Source organism: Cobetia sp. 14N.309.X.WAT.E.A4 (assembly GCF_030397495.1).
GTDB lineage: Bacteria > Pseudomonadota > Gammaproteobacteria > Pseudomonadales > Halomonadaceae > Cobetia > Cobetia marina.
This window is the reverse complement of the sequence record NZ_JAPNXT010000004.1, coordinates 243,370-258,879: the sequence shown is the minus strand read 5'-3', so window position 1 is coordinate 258,879 and position 15,510 is coordinate 243,370. Positions and strand designations below refer to the sequence as shown.

The 15,510-nt window shown below is 63.9% G+C and carries 12 protein-coding genes; 2 read left to right on the top strand and 10 right to left on the bottom strand.

Annotated elements, in window-relative coordinates; all coding sequences use genetic code 11:
* Positions 1-73: 73 nt before the first annotated feature.
* From cysZ to OW493_RS08045, 6 genes are all read right to left on the bottom strand, one after another.
* Positions 74-802 carry a sulfate transporter CysZ gene (gene cysZ, locus OW493_RS08070; RefSeq protein ID WP_084207711.1) on the bottom strand — a complete coding sequence of 243 codons (729 nt, stop codon included), beginning with the start codon at positions 800-802 and terminating at the stop codon, positions 74-76.
* A gap of 186 nt (positions 803-988) precedes the next feature.
* A complete protein-coding gene (gene phoU / locus OW493_RS08065; protein WP_077379844.1) occupies positions 989-1,714 on the bottom strand; it encodes a phosphate signaling complex protein PhoU in 726 nt (241 codons plus the stop codon).
* Positions 1,715-1,970: 256 nt separating this feature from the next.
* The gene (gene pstB / locus OW493_RS08060; RefSeq protein ID WP_077379842.1) at positions 1,971-2,816 is read right to left on the bottom strand and encodes a phosphate ABC transporter ATP-binding protein PstB; all 846 of its coding nucleotides are present in this window, start codon (positions 2,814-2,816) and stop codon (positions 1,971-1,973) included.
* A complete protein-coding gene (pstA, locus tag OW493_RS08055) occupies positions 2,813-4,612 on the bottom strand; it encodes a phosphate ABC transporter permease PstA (protein ID WP_084207710.1) in 1,800 nt (599 codons plus the stop codon). The genes pstB and pstA overlap by 4 nt, the downstream gene beginning before the upstream one ends.
* Positions 4,609-6,639: an ABC transporter permease subunit gene (locus OW493_RS08050; RefSeq protein WP_289863800.1), complete on the bottom strand. Its 2,031-nt coding sequence runs from the start codon at positions 6,637-6,639 to the stop codon at positions 4,609-4,611. Before OW493_RS08050 ends, pstA begins: the two co-directional genes overlap by 4 nt.
* 139 nt (positions 6,640-6,778) lie before the next feature.
* A complete protein-coding gene (locus tag OW493_RS08045) occupies positions 6,779-7,777 on the bottom strand; it encodes a phosphate ABC transporter substrate-binding protein (RefSeq protein ID WP_136939514.1) in 999 nt (332 codons plus the stop codon).
* 388 nt (positions 7,778-8,165) lie between these two features.
* Here OW493_RS08045 and OW493_RS08040 point away from each other — a divergent pair, with 388 nt between their 5' ends.
* Entirely contained in the window at positions 8,166-8,591 is a 426-nt protein-coding gene (locus OW493_RS08040; RefSeq protein WP_077379833.1) for an acyl-CoA thioesterase, read from the top strand.
* A 119-nt stretch (positions 8,592-8,710) separates the two neighbouring features.
* Here OW493_RS08040 and OW493_RS08035 read toward each other — a convergent pair whose 3' ends face one another.
* The 3 genes from OW493_RS08035 to hexR form a co-directional block, all read right to left on the bottom strand.
* On the bottom strand, positions 8,711-9,811 hold the full coding sequence (locus OW493_RS08035; RefSeq protein WP_077379831.1) for a TRAP transporter substrate-binding protein: 1,101 nt from the start codon (positions 9,809-9,811) through the stop codon (positions 8,711-8,713).
* A gap of 206 nt (positions 9,812-10,017) precedes the next feature.
* A complete protein-coding gene (gene uvrD / locus OW493_RS08030) occupies positions 10,018-12,240 on the bottom strand; it encodes a DNA helicase II (RefSeq protein ID WP_289863798.1) in 2,223 nt (740 codons plus the stop codon).
* 144 nt (positions 12,241-12,384) lie between these two features.
* Positions 12,385-13,251 carry a transcriptional regulator HexR gene (hexR, locus tag OW493_RS08025; RefSeq protein WP_043331730.1) on the bottom strand — a complete coding sequence of 289 codons (867 nt, stop codon included), beginning with the start codon at positions 13,249-13,251 and terminating at the stop codon, positions 12,385-12,387.
* Positions 13,252-13,417: 166 nt separating this feature from the next.
* Between hexR and OW493_RS08020 the strand changes: the two genes are divergently transcribed.
* Positions 13,418-13,636 (top strand): PA3496 family putative envelope integrity protein, encoded by a 219-nt coding sequence (locus OW493_RS08020; RefSeq protein WP_077379827.1) that lies wholly within the window; start codon positions 13,418-13,420, stop codon positions 13,634-13,636.
* A 483-nt stretch (positions 13,637-14,119) separates the two neighbouring features.
* Here OW493_RS08020 and OW493_RS08015 read toward each other — a convergent pair whose 3' ends face one another.
* The gene (locus OW493_RS08015) at positions 14,120-15,487 is read right to left on the bottom strand and encodes a sodium-dependent transporter (protein WP_077379825.1); all 1,368 of its coding nucleotides are present in this window, start codon (positions 15,485-15,487) and stop codon (positions 14,120-14,122) included.
* Positions 15,488-15,510: the final 23 nt, after the last annotated feature.

The window sequence follows — 15,510 nt, the reverse complement described above, 5'->3', positions numbered from 1 at the left end:
CGCGCCCTCTGCATGAGGTCACGGCGGGGCGTCGTGGTATCTGCGTTCGTCAACGCTCGCGATAAAGCCTGGCTCAGCGGCGCGGGGCAGGCAGCTGTCGGTAGTGGCTCTGCCACATCAGGACGGCACCCGCCACGGCCCCGGGAATGAACAGCAGGTTGGCCAAGGGCACCAGCGTCAGCACGAACACGGCACCACCGAAGGTCAGTGACGGCCACCAGCGCGCCTTGAGACGCTGCTTCATGTCACCGAAGCTGACCTGATGGTTGTCCATCGGATAGTCCAGATACTGGATCGCCATGCTCCAGGCTGAGAACAGCCCCCACAGCAGCGGTGAGAGCAGATTCAGGCCCGGAATGAAGCCGAGAATGAACAGCGCGATCATGCGGGGAATGAAGTAACCCAGTTTGGCCATCTCGCGCCCCAGCGAGTCGATCCCGATCTTCACCAGGCCACGCTCATCCTCGATCAGGGTGCCATCCAGACGATGCTCAACCTTCTCGGCCAGAATGCCGTAGAACGGCGCCGCGATCAGATTGGTCACCAGGCTGAAGGTGAAGAACACCGCCAGCAACAGACTCAGCACCAGCACCGGCCAGATCAACCAGCTCAGCCATTCCAGCCAGCTGGGCACCTTGAGCATCCAGTAATCGATCCAGCCCTCGAACTGGCTGAACAACAGCCACAGCGTGGCACTGTAGAGCACCAGGTTGATCGCCAGTGGTACGAACACGAAACGGCGTAGCCCGGGGGTATAGACCATGCGGGTCCCGCGGACCAGCGCCGATACGGCATCAATCATGCGACGTCCTCGTCATTTCGTGAAAGGCGGCTGCCCTCGGGCGGCCGGAGCCACACCCTAGCACTACCACCCGTCCCACGCAGCTGTCGGCGCATCGAATGGCAGACGCCCCGCACTCCGTCGGCGGGACAGAGGCGGGGCGTCATCGGCAGACAGGCGTCAGGCCCCGGGGAAGGGGCCTGCGCGTCAGGGCTTGTCGAGATCCTGCGGCTGGAGGTCATGGGTGTCGGTGTGACGCACGTCCACGCCCTTGACCAGGAAGATGACGTACTCGGCGAGGTTATCGGCGTGATCCCCGATACGCTCCAGCGCACGCAGAATCCACATCACGTTGAGCACCGGGGTGATCTGGCGCGCGTCTTCCATCATGAAGGTCATCAGCGAACGCATCGCGCTCTGGTATTCCAGGTCCACCGAGGCGTCCTCACGCAGGACCTTGAGCGCCAGATCCGTGTCGAAGCGGGCGAAGGCGGTCAGCGAGTCACGCACCATGCTGCGCACATGCTGACTGAGGTGACGAACCTCGACCATGCCACGCGGGCTCTGGCCGTTCTCGACCAGCGAGATGGCATTGCGCGCGATCTTGCTGGACTCGTCACCGATGCGCTCCAGATCGGAGGTGGCGCGAATCACGGCCAGCACCAGACGCAGATCGGAGGCCGCCGGCTGACGGCGCGCCAGCACGCGGGTGCACTCGTCGTCGATCTTCAGCTGCATGTCGTTGACGGCCTTGTCATTGTCACGCACGCGTGTCGCCGTCTCGCTGTCACCCTCCAGCAGGGCCGTGACGGCATCCTGCAGCTGCTTCTCCACCAGACCGCCCATGGCCAGCAGGTGTGTCTTCAGCGCATCCAGCTCGTGATTGAACTGCTGGGATATGTGCTTGCCGTGCGAATCGCTGGTGATATCCATTACCCTCTCCCGGGAAGTCATCCGCCGAGGCAGGCGGTCTCTGACATGTGGCATTGATGTAGATGCGCTGCAGCAGGGTCTGGCGCAGGCGGCTCCCTCCTAGCATGACGCCTCTTGATTGCAGTTATATTTCACTCGAGCGCCGGGACGCCAATCGAATCTCGCGCCGCGCTGACATATCGACGACGCGATGGCCCATCCGCCAACGTCCCGCGCGAGACACGTGTCAGCCACCTGCAGTGCCGCTTCGGTGATCTCACCCGAAACGGCCGGTGATGTAGTCCTCGGTCTGGCGACGACGCGGGTTGGTGAACAGCTGATCGGTCGGGGCATATTCCACCAGCTGCCCTTCATGCAGAAAGGCCGTGGCATCCGAGACACGTGCTGCCTGCTGCATGTTGTGGGTGACGATGACCAACGTCAGGCGTGAGCGCAGCGAGCGGATCAGCTCCTCGATCTTGAGCGTCGAGATCGGATCCAGCGCCGAGGCTGGCTCATCCAGCAGCAGGACTTCCGGCTCCACCGCCAGCGTGCGCGCGATCACCAGGCGCTGCTGCTGGCCACCGGAAAGCCCCAGCGCGCTGTCGAACAGCCGGTCCTTCACTTCCTCCCACAGCGCCGCGGCCCGCAGACAGGATTCGACCTTGTCATCCAGATGGCGCTTGTCATTCTCGCCGACCAGCCGCAGCCCGAAGGCCACGTTCTCGTAGACCGACATCGGAAAGGGGTTGGGCGTCTGGAACACCATGCCGACGCGCCGGCGCAGCATGGGGACATCCACGCCCCGGGCATGGATGTCCTCGCCTTCCAACCAGACCTTGCCGCTCAGGCGTGACTGCTCATCGAGATCGGTCATGCGATTGAAGGTGCGCAGCAGGCTCGACTTGCCACACCCCGAGGGGCCGATGAAAGCCGTCACGCGCTTGCGCGCGATGCGCAGGCTGATGTCGTCAAGCGCACGCCGCCGGTGGCGCTCCTTGCCCACCTGCGCCTGATAATCGAGGCACAGGTGGCGGGTTTCCAGGCACGTGTCCTGCGGATTGACGACCTCGGGGTGCTGCGAGCTCGACTGGACGCTCTCACGTGCAGAGTCACGCTTCATTCGGTGGCTCCCTTGTAACGTTGTGCCAGCATGTGACGCAGGCGAATGGCACTCAGATTGAGGCACAGGATCACGACCACCAGCACCAGCGCGGTCGCGTAGACCAGCGGGCGACTGCTGAAGGCATCGCTGCTCTGGAAGGCCAGATCATAGACCTGATGGCCGAGGTGCATGAACTTGCGATCCAGATGCAGCCACGGGAAGCTGTCATCCAGCGGCAGGTCCGGCGCCAGCTTGACCACGCCGACCAGCATCAAGGGCGCGACCTCGCCTGCCGCACGCGCCACCGCCAGAATCAGCCCGGTCATCAAGGCCGGAGATGCCGCGGGTATCACCACGCGCCTGAGGGTCTCGAAGCGCGTGGCACCCAGTGCCAGCGCGCCTTCGCGCAGGCGATGCGGCACCCGCGCCAGCCCCTCCTCCGTGGCCACGATCACCACCGGCAGCGTCAGCAGCGCCAGCGTCAGCGATGCCCACAGCAATCCGCCGGTGCCGAAGGTGGGGGTCGGCAGACGCTCGGAAAAGAACAGTTCATCCAGGCCGGCCCCCAGCCCGTAGACGAAGAACCCCAGCCCGAAGACCCCATAGACGATGGAAGGCACGCCGGCGAGATTGCGCAGCGCGATGCGAGTCAATCGCGTGAGACGCCCCTGATGTGCGACCTCGTGCAGATAGAGGGCCGCCATCACGCCGAAGGGCATCACCAGAATCGCCATCAGCACCACCATCAGCACGGTACCGAAGATGGCGGGCCAGATGCCGCCACTGCCTTCATTGGGCGAGCCGGAGACGAAGTCGCGAAAGCGCTCCAGCGTCAGCAACAGTCGTCCGCCAAAGCCCATGGCATTCGGCTGCCAGACATGACGGATGTCATTCAGCGCGATGCGCCCCTCATGACCGCCATTGCCCCCGAGCAGCAGCTGGCCGGCGTCCAGGGCTCCCCGGAGGGCCAGCAGTTGCCCCTCACGGGTGATCAGTGCCTCGCGTGTCGTCTCGAGCTCCGCGATCAAGGAGGCATCCGCCTCGTCCTGCGTCGTGACAGGCCCTTGTCGAGCGGACAGTTGCTGCTGCAAGGCCAGCAGGCGCGCACTCAAGGCCTCGCTGTCAGCGCGCAGTGCCGCCAGCTGACGGCGCTGCCCCTCAAGCGCCGCCAACCGCGCATGCAGTGCCTCGGCATTCTGGTGCAGTGAAGGAGTCGGTGCCCCCGGGACCGCACTGTCGGAAGAGAGCTGCGGAGAATGATCCAGCTCACCGGTGAGCGGATCACTCAGCGCTCTGGCCATGCCATACAGCACTCGCCCGTCGCGCATTTCCAGCATCAGTGCCTGGCGAGGAAAGCGGATATTCTCCATCAGGGTATCCGGCAGCCACTGCCAGCTCGCCGAGGCCCCATCCTGAGAGGAGGTCTGCAGCAGCCACCAGCGCTGCGACTGTCGCTCACGTTGCTGATCACCGGTGTCCGCTGCCGAGGGACGCAGCTCCTCATGCATCAATTCGCCCAGCAGGTGACGGTTGTCCGCCGCCGGCTCGCCACGGGTGGTCTTGAGCGCCGTGACGCTCTGCCCCGGCTGGGTGGTGAGTTCGACCTCGACCAGCCGTGAGGGCCAGAAGTGACTGAGCGAGCCCACCACTAGCAGGCTGATCAGCCCCAGCACCAGTACCAGCGAGACACTGACCGCCATGGCATTCAGCCAGCCCCAGGGGCCACCATCACGCCAGTAACGTGCCAGACGCGCCGTCACAGGCTCACGAGGTCTGAGCAACGAGGACGGCGGTACCGCATCAGGACGACTCATCCCCAGCCTCCACGTTGCGGCGGCATGAAGCGCAGGCGCAGCACTTCCGCCAGCGTATTGACCACGAAGGTGAAGAGGAACAAGGCCAGCGCGGCAAGGAACAGCAGGCGGTAATGGCTGCTGCCGACCTCGGCTTCCGGCAACTCGATCGCCAGGGTCGCCGCCAGTGAGCGCACTCCCTCGAACAGGCTGGCATCCACCAGCGGCGTGTTGCCGGCGACCATCAACACGATCATCGTCTCGCCCACGGCGCGCCCCATGCCGATCATCATCGCGGAGAACAGCCCGACGGCGGCAGCCGGCAGGATCACGCGGCGCAGACTCTGCCAGGGCGTCGCCCCCAGTGCCGCGGACCCCGCCGCCAGTCCGCGAGGGACTGAGGACAGCGCATCCTCACTGAGCGTGAAGAGTGTCGGCATCACCGCCAGCCCCAGCGCCATACCGGTCACCAGGGTATTGCGCTGGGCGTAATCGATGCCGTGATGGGCAAACAGCCATTGACGGATGTCGCCCTCGAACCACCAGGCTTCCAGTTGATGAGCCAGCGTCACATCCAGCCACAGCAGCAGCATCAGCAGCGGCAACAGCCCGAAGGCGGCCATGTTTTCCGGCATCAGGCTGCGCAGTGCGCGCGGCGACAGGGTCCACACGAAACCGGCCACCATGGTGCCCAGCGGAATCAGTACCAGCCCCAGCAGCACGGCCATCAATTCACGCTCGACGAAGGGCGCGACCACCAGCGCCGCGATGAAGCCGATCACCACCGTGGGCAAGGCCTCCATCATCTCCAGCATCGGCTTGATGCGCGCCCGCTGGCGCGGGGCCATGAAACAGGCCACATGGATGGCACAGCCCAGTCCCAACGGCACGGCAAACAGCAGGCCGACCAGCGCGACCTTGAGCGTCCCCCACATGATGGGTACCAGCGACAGGCGGGGTTCATGGGCACCGGTGCTCTCCAGCTGCCAGATCCAGGCCGGTGCGTCACGCCCCTCATACCAGACCTTGCCGAAGATCGCGCCAAGCCCCACGACCTGATGCGGATCACGGATCTCGAGACCCGCATAGGCCTGTTCAAGAGCCCCCAGACCACCTGCCACGGACGTTGGCCGTGCCAGCAGACGACGATCCTCCTGCTGGAAGCTCAACTCGACTCCTGCCGCCACCTGTGCGGGTGACAGCCAGTCCACCAGCTGCCGACGACGCTCGGCCGTGGCGAGATACAGCCCGAGCCGGCCATCCGCGTCGAGTGCCGCGAAGCCCAACCCATGATGTGCCGCGGCGATGGTTCTCACCGGGGCCGACAGGCCACTGTCGAAGTCTCCCGCCTTGATCAGCGGGCTGGCATGCGCGGGCAGCAGGTAATGACTCAGTCCACCGCCGGCATCCCCCAGGATCAGGCTCTTGCCGCCGCGCAGGACACTCAGGGCGGTGATCGGCTGGGCAGCATGCTCCTGCCGGCCCAGCTTGCGGGCCAGAGGTACCTGGCCGGCGGACGCATCGTTCAACTGCCATTGAGTGAAGGCATGCGGCCCTGCCGTGACCAGCAACTGCCCCTCCAGGGCCGAAAGGCTGGCCGGGCCGGGCAGCCATTGCTGCTGCCAGCTGCCTTGCGGCGTGGTCGAGGCCAGTCTTGCCAGCCACAGACGATCACCTTGTCGATCGGGCATGCGCAGCCATAGCTGCTGTCGGCTCTGCGTGAGGTGAGCCTGCCGATGATCCAGTCCCTCGGGTACCTGGAGGGAACTCGATCGACGCAGACCGTCATCGGTGTGCTGGATCAGCTGCAACCGGTTGCCGGCCAGCCACTCGATCCGCCACTCGTCCATGTCCGCGGCGCGAGTGTCCAATGCTCGAGATTCCAGTACCTGCGAGCTGCTCGGCGTCGTGCCGGGCGGTTTGAGCAGCGGCCATGACACGCTGATCAGATAGCCGAGCATCACCACCACCAGCGCCATCACGCCAAGACCGGCAACCGTCAGCCACAGGCTTGCCAGGCGATCGCGACGCAGACGGCGAGATTGCATTCGTGAGGCTTCAGCAGCAGCCGGCATGAATATTCACCACAAGAGAAGAAGCGCGCGGGGAGGGATCACTCCCGCGAGCGAAAGATGGGGTCTGCCTCAAGATTATGTCCATGAGATGACAGCGAGATGACAAGCGTACTCAGAGACCCTCGCCCTCATCCAGCCCCAGACGTTCACGCCACTGGTTCAGCTGATCGTCCGGTAACGGTACATAGCCTTCCCGCAGGATGGCCTGTTGTCCCTGACGCGACATGATCAACGACAGGAACGCCTGCTCCAATGACGGCAGCGGCTTGTCTGGCACGCGATTGACGTAAATGTACAGGGCGCGTGTCAGCGGGTAACGCCCGTCGCGGATACTGGCCCGACTCGGAAATATCGCCATGCTGCCGGCGTCACGACTCACCGACAGCTGTTTGACCATGGGAGATGAAGTGCTGAAGCTGGCGTAGCCGATCCCGCCCGGCGAGGAGCCCACGGCGCCGATGATCGACGCCGACCCCGGTTGCTCGCTCACGTCCAGCCGGAAGTCGCCGCCACACAGGGCGACACGCCGGAAGGCACCGTAGGTCCCGGAGGTGGCACTGCGCCCGAAGCGGCTGATCTGACGCTCAGCCCAGTCTCCCGACAGCCCCAGTTGCCCCCACCGATCGGCCCGCTGACTGCCACACTCATGACTGGCCGAGAAGATGGCATCGAGCTGCGCGATGCTGATCGACTCCAGCGGATTGCGGCGATGTACGAGGATGCCCATGGCATCCAGCGCCACGGGGACTTCCAATGGCGGATACCCGAATGCCCGGATGAAGTCCTGGCGCTCCTGATCGCTCATCGGCCGTGACATCAGCCCCACCCGTGTGGTGCCGGCAATCAGGGCAGGCGGCGCCGTCGAGGACCCCGCTGCCTGCAACTGGACCCGCACCCCTGGATGGTAGCGACGCAGCTGAGCCGCCCACCGCGTCACCAGCACCGAGAGGGTATCGGAGCCCACGGCCGTCAGGTTGCCGACGACCCCCGGCACGGGGCGATATTCAGGTACCTCGGCAAACGCGGGCATGACCGGCATCAGCAGGCAGGCCAGCAACGCAAGGCGACTCGAGAGCCAACGGGGACGACGCAAGGATGCGATGAAGAACATGACGATTTCAGGCCTGAAAGATGAATGATGCGCTCATTGGCGGTGATGACTATCGCGTTGTTCCTTCAACCCCTGCCACTCCTTCAATACCACTTCCCTGCGTGAGGCTGTCTCACCAGCGGCATTGCTGCGCCGAGTATCCTTCATTGCAACGTTGAGGCACGAGACCAACATGCTGCAATGCAAGAAAATTCCCGCTGCAACGCCTGGCGAGAGAGGACATCCCTTCCACTGGCAGAGTAGGATACCGGACATGAGATGCCTTTCGTGAGCCACTGCCCGCTCGGGCTCTCCTTCCATCGCCACTAGGCAAACCATCGACGCCACTGGGCAAACCGCCGACGCCAGTGCACCCTGAAGACATAACAACAAGACAGCGAGTGACGACATGCAAGCCCTGGATGATGCCCCGGTGCCGAACGGCACGCTGACGCTCAAGCTGATCGCTCAGCGTCACGATACCAATCTTTATGGCGATATCAGCGGTGGCTGGTTGATGCATCGCATGGATGAGGCCTGCGAGCTGGCCGCCGGCCGTGTGGCCAACGGACGGACTGCCACTGTCGCCGTGGAGGGCCTCGACTTTCTCTCACCGGTGCGCGTCGGCTCGGTGGTCAATATCTTCACGCACGTCACGGAAGTCGGACGCAGCTCGGTACGGCTCACGGTCGAGGTCTGGATTCGGCCGCCTCAGGAGCGCAACCATCGTGCGCTGACCAAGGTGACCGAGGCCAACTACGTGATGGTGGCCCTGGACGACAATGGCCGAATCCGCGCGGTGCCGGAACAGGGCAACGACGAGGAAAGTGTCTGACGTGATGGACACCGCCATTCATGAAGAAGCCGCCCCGAGGGGCGGCTTCTTCATTTCCCACCAGAGCCCGCCTGACGAGCGAGTCGCGATGCCCCCACACACGGCGGCGGGCGGTCACCTCAGCTCTCGCCCAGCACCCGGGCACGCGCATCAAGGAAGCCCTGTTCACCGATGCGCGTCCAGGGGGCGACCTGCTGCTGGAAGGCGCGGTAGGACTCGTAGACACGCCTGGCGTCCTCATCCTTGGCGATGAACTCGTCCAGCACCTCGTTGGACGCCTTGAACAGCGCCGCGTAGACATCCTGCGGAAATTCGCGCAGCTCAACGCCATGCTCCTCTACCAGCGAGGTCAGGGCGGTGGCATTGCGCAGCGCGAATTCATCCACCATCGCATGATTGGCAATCCTGGCTGCCTGGATCACCACCTGCTGGAGGTCTTCCGGCAACGCCTGCCAGGCCTCGAGATTGACGGTGCCTTCGAGAATGGCGGAGGGCTCGTTCCAGGCCGGGGAGTAGTAATACTTGGCCACCTGATGCAGACCGAAGGCCAGATCATTGTAGGGACCGACCCAGTCGGTGGCGTCGATCACACCGGTCTCCATCGCAGTGAAGATCTCGCTGCCCGGCAGATTCACCGCACTGGCACCGATGCGGTTCATCACTTCACCCGCGAGCCCCGGCAGGCGGATCTTCAGGCCCTTCATGTCCGAGAGACTGTTCACTTCCTTGTTGAACCAGCCGGCCATCTGGGTGCCGGTGTTGCCCACCGCCAGCGGCTTGAGGTTGTGTCGCGCGTAGATCTCGTCCCACAGTTTCATGCCATCGCCGTGATACAGCCAGGCGTTGGTCTCGGTGGTATTCATGCCGAAGGGCACGGCGGTGAAGAACTGGGCGGCAGGCACCTTGCCCTTCCAGTAATAGGACGCCGAGTGGCCCATCTGGGCAGTCCCGGAAGACACGGCGTCGAAGACTTCCAGTGCCGGCACCATCTCACCGGCCCCATAGACCTTGACCTGAAGACGACCACCGGAAAGCTTCCCGATCAGACTGGCGAACTCATTGGCACCGGTGCCCAGTGCCGGGAAGTTCTTAGGCCAGGAGGTCACCATCTTCCAGTGGATGGTTTCCTCCTCGGCGGCATTGGCCGTGGAGACGAAAGGTGCAGCGGCGAGACCGGCAGCACCGGCCCCCAGAGCAGAGAGAAAACGGCGGCGTTGCATGGGGCGTTCCTTGTTCGAGTTGTGGGCAATGCATGACGCGGCATCAAGACAGCAGATTATCTGCCACTATGCCGCGACCCATGGATGGCCCACAACTGCACCAAGGCCGTAATGGCGCACGAATACCGCGCCCCCTGCACCGCTTTTCACTTCTCGCCAGCGCCTGCTGTCAGCGCCTCATGCCTGCGTCTGCCTTCAATGCAGGATCAGCTGAGTACTTCCAGCTTGGCGAAGCCCAGCACCAGCCACTTGTCGCCTTCGCCCTCGAAGCTGATCTGGACACGCGCGCGCTCGCCCTGGCCTTCGGCGTTGATGACCACGCCCTCGCCGAACAGCGGATGACGCACCAGGCTGCCGAGCGACAGCGCCGGCATGTCGCCATTGGCCTCGACACTCTCCTGACGCGGCCCGGAGGGGCGACGATTCGGCGTGGCACGCTGGGTCGAGACCGGACGCGAGACCTGGCCACGCAGGCGCACTTCCTCCAGCAGCTCTTCCGGCAGCTCACGCAGGAAGCGCGACGGTCGCTGGAAGGTCTCCTTGCCGTGCATGCGCCGCAGCTCGGCGTAGGTCAGGTAGAGGCGCTGCATGGCGCGGGTGACACCGACGTAGCACAGGCGACGCTCTTCCTCGAGGCGCCCCGGCTCCTCCAGTGACATCTTGTGCGGGAACAGCCCTTCCTCGACCCCGGCGACGAACACCACCGGGAATTCGAGCCCCTTGGCGGAGTGCAGCGTCATCATCTGTACGCATTCCTCGCCTTCGGCGGCTTCATGATCGCCGGCATCCAGCGCGGCTTCGGCGAGGAAGGGCTCCAGCGCCTCGGCCCCTTCGCTGGGGGCTTCCGGGTCCATGCGCTCGCCCTGACTGAAGGCGCGACAGGCGTTGACCAGCTCGGCAAGGTTCTCGAGGCGCGCCTGGCCCTTCTCGCCCTTCTCGGCGGCGTGATGCTCGCGCAGGCCGGAGACGTGGATGACGTGCTCGACCAGCTCATGCAGCGCCATGCCGGCGGTGTCGTTGTCGAGGCCATCGATGATGTCGGCGAAGGCACGCACGGCGGTGGCGGCGCGCCCCTTGAGGGCACCGTCGGAAACCGCATCGCTCATCGCCTGCCACATGGTCAGGTTGCCGTAGCGCGCACGCTCGCGCAGCTGCTCGACGGTGCGCATGCCGATGCCACGCGCCGGCACGTTGATCACGCGCTCCAGGGCGGCATCGTCCTCGCGGTTGTTCATCAGGCGCAGGTAGGCGAGCGCGTTCTTGATCTCGAGACGCTCGTAGAAACGCTGCCCCCCGTAGATGCGATACGGCATGCCCTGGCGGATCAGCGTCTCCTCCAGCACGCGTGACTGGGCGTTGGAGCGATACAGGATCGCGATCTCGTCGCGACTGTAACCATGCTCATTGACCAGTTCGCGGATGGTATCGGCGATGTAGCGCGATTCGTCGATGTCGTTGAAGCCGGCATAGACCCGAATCCGCTCGCCACGGCCGCTGTCGGTCCACAGCTCCTTGCCCATGCGCCCGCCGTTGTGGCTGATCAGGGCGTTGGCAGCCTCCAGGATGGCGCTGGAGGAGCGGTAGTTCTGCTCCAGACGCACCACACGGGTATTGGCGAATTCCTCGGTGAAGCGCTGGATGTTCTCGACCCGTGCGCCACGCCAGCCGTAGATGGACTGGTCATCATCGCCGACCACGGTCATGCATTCGCGATCACCGGCCAGCAGCTTCAGCCAGGCGTACTGCAGGGTGTTGGTATCCTGGAACTCGTCGACCAGCAGGTGGGCGAAGCGCTCGCGGTAATGCGCCAGCAGGTGCGGCGTGTCACGCAGCAGCTCCAGCGAGCGCAACAGCAGCTCACCGAAATCCACCAGCCCGCCACGCTCGCAAGCCAGCTGATAGAGCTCGTACATCTCGACCATCTTGCCCATGTAGGCGTCGCCGTGGGTCTGGACCTGATGGGCCCGCAGCCCCTCTTCCTTGCAGCCGGCGATGAAGTACTGGACCTGCTTGGGCGGCCAGCGCTCGTCATCGACGTTGTGCTCCTTGAGCAGTCGCTTGACCATGCGCAGCTGGTCATCGCTGTCGATGATCTGGAAGTGCTCGGGCAGACGCGCCTCCTGCCAGTGGGTGCGCAGCAGACGGTGACTGATGGAGTGGAAGGTGCCGACCCACATGTGGCGCAGACTGCTGCCATTGATCGCCTCGAGACGCGTGCGCATCTCGCGGGAGGCCTTGTTGGTGAAGGTCACCGACAGGATGGCATAGGGCGAGAACTGGTATCGGTCCATCAACCAGGCGATGCGATGGACCAGCACGCGGGTCTTGCCGGAGCCGGCGCCCGCCAGTACCAGCATGTTGCCCGGCGGCGCGGACACGGCCTCACGCTGATGCGTGTTGAGGTGATCGAGGAGGGGCGATTCGGACATGCAGGGCTCACCACAGGGCAGAGAAGTCGAGGGGCGGGGCAGCGGGTCGGGGGCTGCCCCTGTTCAGGCATCCACCTTATCACAGCGGCCTGCCCTGCTCTTCCCTGCACGCGTCATCCCTGACAGGTGACGCTTGTACGGCACTCAGTGCGTATCGAAGTCGTGATCATCGATGCGCAGGGTGGCAAGGCTCTTCTTGACCGCTTCCAGCTGCTCCTTGAGCTTGGGACCACGTGCCTTGGCGACCCCCACCGCCAGCGTATCGACGATCACCAGATGCGCGATGCGTGAGCTCATCGGCGTATAGATCTCGGTGTCTTCATGCACATCGATGTGCAGCGGCAGCGTGACTTCATCCGCCAGCGGCGAGCCGCTGGGACACAGGCCGATGACGGTCGCGCCGGCATCCCGTGCCAGACGCACGCTGGCGATCAGCGCCTTGGTGCGTCCGGTCTGGGAGATGGCGACCACCACGTCGCGCGGCCCCAGCGTCACCGCTGACATGTTCTGCATGTGCGGGTCGGTGTAGGCGGCAGTGGAGATCTGCAGACGAAAGAACTTGTGCTGGGCATCGTGGGCCACGGCACCCGAGGCGCCATAGCCGTAGAACTCGACCCGGCTGGCGGAGGCCAGCGAGTGGATGGCGCGTGCGACGGCTTCGGCATCCAGACGGTCACGCACTGACAGCAGCGTGCCGATGGTGGAATCGAACAGCGAGTGAGAGAACTCCGCCACGCTGTCGGAGTCATTCATCGAGAACTGGGCGAACTGGGTGCCCGTGGCCAGGCGTTGCGCCAGCTGGAGCTTGAAGTCCTGGAAGCCGGCAAAGCCCATCGCACGACAGAAGCGCACTACCGTCGGTTCACTGACCGAGGATTCACTGGCCAGATCGACGATCCGCATGTGAATCACCTCCTCCGGATGGCGGAGGACGTAACGGGCAACCTTCTGTTCAGAGCGGCGGAAATTCTCCATCCGGCTCCTCAGGTCGTCGAAGATGGCATGACTCACGGCACACTCCTTGCAGACTTCATGGGCATGCCTGAGCTTACGACATCCCCCGGGGGGTGTCGCCATCACAGGCGGTCTATGGTCACAATTTTGTCAAGTGAGCTATAGTAAAACGGTGTGGCGCCAGTGAAAGCCCACATCCTTTGGATGCCATGGAGGTCGAATCATGCGTAATTCAGAGCAGGTAGATACGCTCAAGAACGAGCTTCTCGATATTTTCATGACCCTCGGTGCCGACGAACATCAGGCCCGCAAGAAACAAAGCGCAGTCCGCCACCTCCGCGCCAGACGCGGAATCGAAATGCACAACGAAATCAAGCGCCTGAGCGAGGATTTAAGCGACATCGAAGTGCTGGAAACGGAAAGCGATATCGATACCCACTGATTCTCGGGCGGGGAGCGATACGTCTCCCCGCCGAGCAGTCCCCCGTCTCCCTGCCAGCTCAGGGACGAGGGCTTCTGTCTTCCTTGCCGCCATCTCTGATGAGCATGGTCAGCCCCCCTCGCGACATTTTCTTCTGCCTTCGGGCCCTCAGCCTTCATTTCCCTCTGCAACGACTCTGCCTTCTGCCGCGCGCTCGCCACGGTGTCACTCTCGATCGTCCTTCATCTGCACCGACATTCTCTGCCTCATTGTCATGTCATCGCCCAGGACGATGCACCAACAGGGTGCAAGTACACACTGACATGAACGTGACGCCCGCCATCTCCCACACTGAGCATCGAGTCGCCGCCTGGGTGTCGTGCACGGGCCATCTCGGCCAGAAACGCAAGAGGCTCGCCGGATAGGCGAGCCTCTTGTCGTTCTTCAATGCCGTCAGATCCGTGCTGACAGAACATCAGGACAGCCTGAAGAGTGGGGCCGGGATTACAGGCTGGAGGCGAAGACCACCACCACGCCGATCGGGGCGATGAAGCGCGCCACGAAGCTCCACAGCTTGAAGGCCGAGTCGCTCATGTTGAGCTGACTGCGCACTTCATCACGCCCCATGAACCAGCCGACGAAGACGATGGTCGCCAGGCCGGTCAGCGGCAGCATCAGCTTGCTGGTCGCGTAATCAAGCAGGTCGAAGATGGTCATGCCCTCGAACTTGGCGAACATGCCCAGCGGCGCCACATCACTCCACAGATTGAAGGACAGGATGGTGGCGATCCCCAGCAGCCAGGTCGCGATCCCCGCCACCCAGGCAGAGGCCACGCGTGACATCGGCGTCTTCTCTTCCAGCCATTCGACGATGGGTTCCAGCAGCGAGATGCCTGAGGTCCAGGCCGCGAAGACCAGCAGCACGAAGAACACCACGCCGAACACTTCACCGCCCGGCATATGGCCGAAGGCCAGCGGCAGGGTCTGGAAGATCAGGCCCGGGCCCGCAGCGGCGTCGAGACCATTGGAGAACACCACCGGGAAGATGGCCAGCCCCGCCAGCAGAGCGATGACGGTATCCAGCACCACCACGATCAGCGCGGTACGCCCGATGTTGACGTCATCGGAGAGATAGGAGCCGTAGGCCATCATGATGCCCATGCCCAGTGACAGGGTGAAGAAGGCATGCCCCATCGCCGCCAGCACGCCATCCTTGTCGAGCTTGGAGAAGTCCGGTGTCAGCAGCCAGGCAGCCGCTTCGGCGAAGCCATCAGTGGTCGCCGCATACCCGACCAGCATGACCAGCATGACCGCCAGCAGCGGCATCAGGATCTTGGCGGCGCGCTCCAGACCACCCGCAACGCCCCCGGCCACGACCAGGATCACCATCAGCATGAAGGCACTGTGCCAGGCCAGCAGGGTGGTCGGGTCGCCCAGCAGACCACCGAACAGACTGCCTGCCGTGTCAGAGGTCAGGCTTTCGAAGCTGCCACTGGCGGCGTCGGCGATGAAGGCCAGTGCCCAGCCACCGATGACACTGTAGAAGGACAGGATCAGATAGGCGCCGAGCACACCGGCCACCCCGATCAACACCCAGGCGGGGCTACGCTTGAGGCGCGCACTGATGTGACTCATGGTCGAGATCGGGTTCTTCTGTCCCAGGCGGCCCAGCAGCCACTCGGACATCAGGATCGGCAGGCCGATCAACAGAATGCAGACCAGATAGACAAGAACGAAGGCACCGCCGCCGCTCTCACCGGTCATGTACGGGAATTTCCAGATGTTGCCCAGTCCGACGGAGGAACCGACGGCGGCCAGGGTGAAGGCCAGGCGAGAAGACCACTGAGCGTGGGAATGCGGTTTGGATGACATGTGAGTCCCTGATTCGTCGCGAT

Coding starts and splice junctions, on each gene's coding strand:
- cysZ (WP_084207711.1), bottom strand. CDS start 802: ATGATTGATGCCGTATCGGCGCTGGTCCGCGGGACCCGCATGGTCTAT.
- phoU (WP_077379844.1), bottom strand. CDS start 1,714: ATGGATATCACCAGCGATTCGCACGGCAAGCACATATCCCAGCAGTTC.
- pstB (WP_077379842.1), bottom strand. CDS start 2,816: ATGAAGCGTGACTCTGCACGTGAGAGCGTCCAGTCGAGCTCGCAGCAC.
- pstA (WP_084207710.1), bottom strand. CDS start 4,612: ATGAGTCGTCCTGATGCGGTACCGCCGTCCTCGTTGCTCAGACCTCGT.
- OW493_RS08050 (WP_289863800.1), bottom strand. CDS start 6,639: ATGCAATCTCGCCGTCTGCGTCGCGATCGCCTGGCAAGCCTGTGGCTG.
- OW493_RS08045 (WP_136939514.1), bottom strand. CDS start 7,777: ATGTTCTTCATCGCATCCTTGCGTCGTCCCCGTTGGCTCTCGAGTCGC.
- OW493_RS08040 (WP_077379833.1), top strand. CDS start 8,166: ATGCAAGCCCTGGATGATGCCCCGGTGCCGAACGGCACGCTGACGCTC.
- OW493_RS08035 (WP_077379831.1), bottom strand. CDS start 9,811: ATGCAACGCCGCCGTTTTCTCTCTGCTCTGGGGGCCGGTGCTGCCGGT.
- uvrD (WP_289863798.1), bottom strand. CDS start 12,240: ATGTCCGAATCGCCCCTCCTCGATCACCTCAACACGCATCAGCGTGAG.
- OW493_RS08020 (WP_077379827.1), top strand. CDS start 13,418: ATGCGTAATTCAGAGCAGGTAGATACGCTCAAGAACGAGCTTCTCGAT.
- OW493_RS08015 (WP_077379825.1), bottom strand. CDS start 15,487: ATGTCATCCAAACCGCATTCCCACGCTCAGTGGTCTTCTCGCCTGGCC.